Raw genomic sequence first — 8,077 nt, forward strand, 5'->3', positions numbered from 1 at the left:
AAAAAGCAGGCTACAATTGGCTGAGATTTTTAAATGAATACCGTTTTGGTGGCTGCTTGGCAGATGACATGGGTCTTGGAAAAACCGTTCAGGCCCTGGCGCTTTTAGCGCATGAGAAAGAAGCCAATCCGGATTCTACTTCTCTTTTGGTTATGCCTACATCATTGGTTTACAATTGGGAACTGGAAGCAAAAAAATTCACACCCAAATTGAAGATTTTGACGTATACAGGCACACAACGCGTAAAAGACAATACCCGCTTTGCAAAATATGACCTGGTATTGACTTCCTACGGGATCACCAGAATGGATGTGGATATCCTTAAAGGCTTTTATTTTAATTACGTCATTTTGGATGAATCACAAGCCATCAAAAATCCGGGAAGTATCATTTCAAAAGCTGTAAATGAACTCAATTGTCGCCAAAAGTTAATCTTGACGGGTACACCAGTGGAAAATGGGACAATGGACCTATGGTCGCAGATGAACTTTATTAACAGGGGTTTATTGGGAACTCAGGGAATGTTCAAAAAACAATTCCTTCAGCCCATTGAAAAGAAAAATGATAGGAATAAAGCGGCAAAGTTGCATGCCATGATCAAGCCTTTTATTTTGAGAAGGTTAAAAACACAGGTGGCCACAGATTTGCCTGAAAAAGTTATCAACATAAAGTACTCCACCATGACCCCGGATCAGGAGAAGGCCTATGAAGAGGTTAAAGGCTATTACCGAGAGAAAATCGTCAATGAAATGACTATTCCAGGTTTAAGGAACCAGCAATTTACCCTTTTGCGTGGATTGACACAGTTAAGACAAATAGCCAACCACCCCCGATTGACGGATAAAGATTATTCTGGGGATTCTGGCAAACTGGAAGATGTTATCCACATGTTGGAAGCAACTGCATCTGAAGGACATAAAGTTCTAGTATTTAGCCAATTTGTCAGACATTTGGCCATTGTCAAAGAATATTTGGACGAGCAGGGGATAAAATACGCCTATTTAGATGGAGCTACAAAAGACCGGCAAGCAGAAGTAAGGTCATTTCAGGAAAATGAGGAGGTCAAGATTTTCCTGATATCCCTAAAAGCTGGTGGGGTAGGCCTTAACCTTACCAAAGCAGAATATGTTTTTCTTCTGGATCCTTGGTGGAACCCTGCTGTGGAAGCACAGGCTATTGATAGAGCACACCGGATTGGACAGGAAAATAAAGTCATGATTTATAAATTTATTACCCACAATACGGTTGAAGAAAAAATTATGGCCCTGCAGGAAAGGAAAATGGCTTTGGCAGGAGAATTGATCAGTACAGAGGAAAGTTTTATGAAGAGCTTGAGCAAAGAGGATATTGAGGTCTTATTGGATTGATACCCTTCAGCAAAGTGTGGATAACTTTTTTTAATGCTTTAACTTATTTAAACTATGGAAAAGGCGATTTTAATTGTTCAATGTAAAGATCAAAAAGGCATAGTTGCCAAGGTCTCTGAATTCTTGTATAAGTATAAAGGCAACATTCTGGAAATCGATCAGCATGTTGATGAAGAAATCGGGATGTTTTTTATGCGGGCTTCTTGGGAGTTGGAAAGTTTTGCTATTCAAAAGGAACAAATAGCCAAAACATTTGAAATGGAAGTGGCACAATTCCTGAATATGAAGTTTGATTTATACTTCAATTCTCCCAAACCCAGGATGGCAATTTTTGTCTCTAAGTTATCCCATTGTCTTTTTGATATTTTAAGTAGATACTATTCAGGACAGTTTCAAGTCGAAATACCCTTGGTAATTTCCAACCATTTGGATTTGAAGCCTGTGGTTACATCTTTCCGAATTCCTTTTTACCACCTTCCTGTGGATAAGTCCAACAAAATGGCTGTGGAAAAGGAGCAAATTGCCCTATTGAAACAGCATAAGGTAGATTTTATTGTCTTGGCTAGGTACATGCAGATTCTTAGTGGAAATTTTATCAATGAATTTCCTAACCGAATTATCAACATCCATCATTCCTTTTTACCAGCCTTTGTAGGAGCCAAACCTTATCATGCGGCCTATGAAAGGGGAGTGAAGATTATCGGTGCAACAGCACATTATGTAACTGATGAATTAGATGCTGGACCGATAATCGAACAGGAAGTAGCAAGGGTAAGACATCATAACTCCCCTTCGGATTTGGTGCAGATAGGTCAGGATGTGGAAAAAGTAGTACTTTCAAAAGCAATCAAATACCACTTGGAGAGTAAAATCCTGGCATATAGGAATAAAACTGTGATCTTTTATTGATCGGCAAATTTCTTTTCACATTAAAAACTTAACAGTTAATTTCTGACTGAATGACATGAAAAACCCCAAAAAAGGAAATTTTCCGAAAATTTCCTTTTTTGGCCATTACTATTTTTTTGCATCTTAAAAGAATAAAAAACCACTTTGTAAGCTATTGTTTTGCCACACTTAAAAATTAATAAAAAAAATTTTGTTTTATTTAAAAAAACGCCATTTTTGTAAAGAGTTTATTGTTTAGTTTGCATTCAGGTTATTCAATATAAACCATATTCTACAGGAAATTTTTACTGGTCTGTCGGAAGTGTTTGATTACTGCGCTTTCGAAGTCCTAGAAATATGTATAACACAGTGCTTAATCTAAAATTATATAGTTATCCACATTTTAAAGGTACTCTTTATCAGATTAGGGTATTTCGTGGATCTTACTTAATTTATAAAAAAATTAATGCGTATTCCTAAATTTGCTGTTGATTGCGATAGTCTGATTTTTTAAGAGTCATTGATGGAGTTGAATATGAAAAGAACTTTCTTGATTATTTTATCGGTTGTTTGTCTTCTTTTTTCAAAGATAGATGTCAATGCCCAAAGCCGTCTGCTTAGGTATGCTGATAAGCAATACAATCTGGAAAACTACCTGAAGGCTTCTGAAGCATACAAAAAAGCCTTTGACAAAAAAGCGAAATATACCACGGCGCGAAACTTGGCAAATACTTACGAGAAATTTGGATCTTATGAAGAAGCCCATCAATGGTGGGGCATTGTTGTAGGATTTGATGAGTCAACCAAGAACGATTACTCTAAGTTTTTGAGTTCTGCATTAAAAGTTGGTATGTGGGAAGAGATTGATCAACTCCTAGATAGTGCTGGATTTTCTGCTTCCGATTTTCCAGAATTAAATATTGAAGGTATGAAGGCACTTTTGGAAAGGCCTTCGACATTGGAATTATCCCCTGTTGATTTGATTAACTCAGATGCCTCTGAATTTGGTTATTCTGTGGATAACTCTGGAAATACCTACTTTTCAAGCGATAGAGGGCCAACTGGCATTGTAGATCCTATTCCTTCATTGAGATTGGACGCTAAGAATGATGTGTTTAGCAAAGAAAAAAGCAATGTCAACGAAAGGGAATTTTATAAAATTTATAGAAAGAATACAGAAGGTGTCGTTTCAAAAGTAACTACCGACCTTCCTAATGTTCTTCACTTAAACGATCCGCATTTTTCAACTGAATTGGATCTGATCTTTTACACTGCCTTTTTAGGAACCACAAAACTAAAGGGGCAGAAAAATTTTGTCAACCATGCTGGTATTTATTTTGGAAAGGTTAATGAAGCCGGAAATATTACAGGAAGCAAACCATTTAAATTCAATGATCAGCTTGCTTATGGGGTCATGAATCCCTTTGTGGATATACATAACAAAAGACTGTATTTTGCATCTGATATGCCTGGAGGCTTGGGTGGATTTGATATCTATTACGCAGAATTTGATGATAACCTTAATTTTTCTGCACCGGTTAATTTAGGACCTGTAGTCAATACATCTCATAATGAAAGCCATCCATCAGTTTATGACAATAAGTTTTATTTTTCTTCCCGTGGTCATGTGGGCCTAGGAGGCATGGATCTTTTTGTTGGAGACTATATCAATGGAAGTGTGGATAACGTTAGGAATATGGGCCTTCCCTACAATAGCATTAGAGATGATTTTTATTTTATAGCCTCAAGCGATGGAAAAACTTATATTTCTTCCGACAGAAAAGGGGGTCAAGGTTTAGATGATATTTATACCCTTAAGGATCTTTTTAAAGTTTTGAAAGTATCTGTGGAAGATTGTAATGGAGAGCCCATAACAGAATTTGAATCCCAGATTGTGGATAACTCGGATAAAAGCATTGAAATAGAACTTAATAAAGAGGGGGTTCTTATTGCAGGATTAAACCCTGATACCGATTACCGTCTCAAAATTGATAAAAAAGGATATTTTGGAATCACTGACAGTACCCTGACCACAGTTGGATTTGAAGGAGATACTTTGGTCAAGAGGTATACAATTGCAGCAATACCTTACAAATCCAAACTGCTTTCGGAAAATGTCTATTATGATTTTGATAAATCTAATATTAGGGATACTGAAAAACCAACACTTGAAAAAATCGGCAATCTAATGGTGGAGAACCCACACACTATTTTGTACGTGAGTTCTCATACAGATTCCAGGGCTTCAAATGCATACAATGAAGCATTGAGCGAAAGAAGGGCAGCCTCTGTTAATCAATACTTGATCACCTTAGGAATATCTCCGGATAGGATCAAATTGGAATGGTTTGGTGAGGAAAGACTTGTCAATGATTGTGGAGATGGTGTTCCTTGTTCAGAATCTAACCATCAATTGAACAGAAGAAGTGAATTGACTCTTACTGCATTTGTGGATAAAGATATGCAGTATGAACTACCGGAAGGAATAGATGATCCATGTGATATCATTCTACATACTGATTTGCCTACTTATTCAGGAGCTAGAGAAATTATTGAGGAAGATCTAGCAAGTGTAGGAATTGCAAAAGAACTTCCAACTATCTATTTTGATTTTGACCGTAGCAATCTAAGATCTGTTCACCAAAGAGAACTGGATGATGTGATCATTCAGATGAAAAATAATACAAGTAGGAATTTGATCATTGAAGGTCATACTGACCAAAGAGGCAGTGATGTGTACAACGAATATTTATCTGAACTTAGAGCAAAAGCTGTAGTGGACTACCTGATCCAAAATGGCATCGATCGAAATAGGATTGAATATTCCTTTTATGGAGAAAATCTACCGATAAATGATTGCAGCAATAAAAGCTGTTCTGAAGCCCTTCATCAGGAAAACAGGCGAACAACATTAAGATGGAACGAGAACTTCCCATAAAAATGTGGATAAGTATCTGTTCAAATTTTTCAAAAGAAATCATAAAAAAAGCTGCCTCTAATATAGAGGCAGCTTTTTTGGTATTGTTCCGATATTTCAATTATCATTTGATCAATTTTTTAAGCTTGTATATACAAGTTAGAGTTCCTATTTTTGATTATGGAATCCTTCAAATACAGGGAATTACAACAACTGCTTAAATCGCAGATTATCAAAGGAGTTTTCAAAGAAGGTGATTTACTCCCTTCTGAAAATGAATTGTCTTCTGTCCATGATATGACTAGAACAACCGTCAGGCATGCCCTTCAAAAAATGGAAAAGGAAGGCTATATCATCAAGAAAAAAGGGAAGGGCAGTATTGTGAATTTAAAAAAGAAGCGATTGGGTCTTCTCTCCTTCAAAGGATTCTCTGAAGTTATCGGTTCATCTGATGAGCAGGTAAGCAATGAAATTTTAGTCGGTCCGGTACTTCAGAATTGGCCAAATGATTTCTTCTATGAACTCGGAGAGGAGGAATTAAGTACAGACGTTTATTACCTCTGTAGACTTCGCTCGGTAAACGAGCATGTAGTCATGCTTGAACATACTTACATCCCAAATTTCGGTTTAGAGGATTTCGAAAAGCGGGTTTTAATTAATGGTTCTCTGTTTTCCACAATGGTTATTGATTATCAGATTGAAGTCACATCAATGGATCAAGAAGTAAGGGCCATTAAGCCGGATAAGATCACCGCTAAACTTTTGAATGTGGATAAGACTGATCCAATTCTCCATGCTTATAGAAAATATGGTACATCGAAAGAAGGTTTTTTCTTTTACAGTTCCCTTTTCTTCAACACCAAAGACTATGCAATAGGAAGCTATTTCCAGTAAATAAACAATCTAATCAAAAACATTATGCTAAAAGAAGTCCGAGAACTTGCCAAAATGATAGACCACAGTCTGTTGCACCCAACGATGACAGACAAGGACCTGATTGAAGGTTGCGAATTGGCCAAACATTATGATGCAGCATCAGTCTGCATCAAACCTTATGCGGTAAAAGATGCAGTTAATTGGTTAAAGGGATCAGATGTAATGGTATGTACCGTTATTGGATTTCCTCATGGCAATAGCAGTACAGATGTTAAAGTCTTCGAAACCGAAAAAGCTTGTCAAGATGGCGCTGTTGAAATCGATATGGTGGTCAACATAGGGAAAGTCTTACAAGAGGATTGGGATTATGTGAGTCAGGAGATTGAAGCAATTGTAGCGATAACTAAAAAACACAAAGCTGCTTTAAAAGTGATTTTTGAAAATGATTATCTACCCGAAGACAAACACAAAATTAAACTCTGTGAAATCTGTAGTGCGGCCAAAGTAGAATTTGTCAAAACCTCCACAGGATATGGTTTTAACAAAGGAAGCGATGGCAAATACAGTTATGAAGGGGCGACAGAACATGACTTGAAATTGATGCGAAAGCACAGCACTCCGGAAGTGCAGATCAAAGCAGCCGGTGGGGTAAGGACTTTGGAGGATTTGCTCAAAGTAAAATCTTGGGGAGTCACTAGAATTGGGGCAACCGCCACTGCTACTATTTTGGAAGATGCCAAAAAGAAATATGGTGGAGAATCCGGTGATAAGCCAGAATTCAAAGAAAGTGTAGGCTACTGATCAATCTTTATGGCTTCCAAAAACGCAAATAATCGATTAGGAAAACTGTCCCAAAAGCTTAAAAACCAAAAATTTGAGCAATCCATCATGATTGGATTTGATGGGTATGTGGATAGCTTGTATGAAGTTATCCACAAAAAATCCGGTACAGAGAAGCAATATTTCAAGGGTATCTCAGGCTTTGCAGACCATATTAAAACCCTTTCCGGCAAAAGTGGACAAGTGGAATTATCTCTCAAAGAAATTAAAATCGGCGGGAACGCGCCCATTATGTCCCAAGCTATGGGTACACTCGGTTTTCAGGTCCATTGTTTGGGTACTTTGGGTTTTCCTAAGATTCATCCCGTTTTTGAGGATTTACATGCTAATATTCAAGTGCACAGTTTGGAAAATCCAGGACAGTCAGATGCTTTTGAGTTTCAAGATGGCAAGTTGATATTTTCTGATTGTGGCTCTTTCGATGATTTTAATTGGGAAAAAGTCAAGGAAAGAAAAGGTCTTGATAAGCTTAACAAAATTTATCTTGACAGTCAGTTACTTGCCGCAGTGGATTGGGTTAATCTTCCGCATGCATCGGATATCTGGCAAGGCTTATTGGAAGAAGTTGTAAAACCAAATGGCTCACTGGCTAAAAAATTCTTCTTCGATCTATGTGATCCATCTAGAAAATCCAATTTGGAGATCAGGGAAGTTCTTCAGATCATTTCCCGGTACAGTGAATTTGGGGAAGTCACCCTTGGCCTAAATGAAAACGAAACGAATATCGTCTTTGAGGCTTTGGAAAATCCAGGTAAAAAAGATTCGTCAACGGAAGAAAAGGCCAAAGCTATATTTGATAATATGACAATTGCCTGTCTGTTGATTCATCCTGTCAATAGGAGTTTTGCAGTAACTCAAAAAGGGTTGGTTCAAGTTGAAGGTAAATTGGTGAAAGAACCCAAGATCCTCACCGGAGGCGGAGACAATTTCAACGCAGGCTATGCATTGGGCGCTTTGTTGGAACTTGAAATGGAGGAGAGGCTTTTGCTGGGTATGGGTTGTTCCGGGGCCTATATCCAAAATGGAAAAAGTCCGAGTTTGGTTGAATTGGGAAATTATCTGGAATCGTGGATGGAACGCGGATGACGCGGATTGGGCTGATGGTCGCAGATTTTTTGATGGATTTTTGGAACAGTATAACTTGTGTGTTATTTTCGGTGGAACGCGGATGACACAGATTGGGCTGATG

The 8,077-nt window shown here is 37.7% G+C and carries 6 protein-coding genes; all 6 read left to right on the forward strand.

The annotated features are described in order from the left end of the window. On the forward strand, positions 1-1,367 hold a 1,367-nt coding region (locus tag QZT73_RS12955), incomplete at its 5' end, for a DEAD/DEAH box helicase (protein WP_291788562.1). A 54-nt stretch (positions 1,368-1,421) separates the two neighbouring features. Continuing rightward, positions 1,422-2,276, forward strand: a complete 855-nt coding sequence (gene purU, locus QZT73_RS12960) for a formyltetrahydrofolate deformylase (protein ID WP_291788564.1) — start codon at positions 1,422-1,424, stop codon at positions 2,274-2,276. 514 nt (positions 2,277-2,790) lie between these two features. Next, positions 2,791-5,193, forward strand: a complete 2,403-nt coding sequence (locus QZT73_RS12965; RefSeq protein ID WP_291785389.1) for an OmpA family protein — start codon at positions 2,791-2,793, stop codon at positions 5,191-5,193. Between the two features lie 159 nt (positions 5,194-5,352). Next, positions 5,353-6,066: a GntR family transcriptional regulator gene (locus QZT73_RS12970; RefSeq protein WP_291785386.1), complete on the forward strand. Its 714-nt coding sequence runs from the start codon at positions 5,353-5,355 to the stop codon at positions 6,064-6,066. Positions 6,067-6,090: 24 nt separating this feature from the next. After that, positions 6,091-6,849 (forward strand): deoxyribose-phosphate aldolase, encoded by a 759-nt coding sequence (gene deoC, locus QZT73_RS12975; RefSeq protein WP_291788566.1) that lies wholly within the window; start codon positions 6,091-6,093, stop codon positions 6,847-6,849. A gap of 9 nt (positions 6,850-6,858) precedes the next feature. Then, positions 6,859-7,974 carry a hypothetical protein gene (locus QZT73_RS12980; RefSeq protein WP_291785380.1) on the forward strand — a complete coding sequence of 372 codons (1,116 nt, stop codon included), beginning with the start codon at positions 6,859-6,861 and terminating at the stop codon, positions 7,972-7,974. Positions 7,975-8,077: the final 103 nt, after the last annotated feature.

Source organism: Cecembia sp., assembly GCF_007126775.1.
Taxonomy (GTDB): Bacteria; Bacteroidota; Bacteroidia; order Cytophagales; family Cyclobacteriaceae; genus Cecembia.

Excerpts from the sequence above, each read along its gene's own strand:
- QZT73_RS12965 (WP_291785389.1), top strand. The coding sequence starts at position 2,791 with ATGAAAAGAACTTTCTTGATTATTTTATCGGTTGTTTGTCTTCTTTTT.
- QZT73_RS12980 (WP_291785380.1), top strand. The coding sequence starts at position 6,859 with ATGGCTTCCAAAAACGCAAATAATCGATTAGGAAAACTGTCCCAAAAG.
- purU (WP_291788564.1), top strand. The coding sequence starts at position 1,422 with ATGGAAAAGGCGATTTTAATTGTTCAATGTAAAGATCAAAAAGGCATA.
- deoC (WP_291788566.1), top strand. The coding sequence starts at position 6,091 with ATGCTAAAAGAAGTCCGAGAACTTGCCAAAATGATAGACCACAGTCTG.
- QZT73_RS12970 (WP_291785386.1), top strand. The coding sequence starts at position 5,353 with ATGGAATCCTTCAAATACAGGGAATTACAACAACTGCTTAAATCGCAG.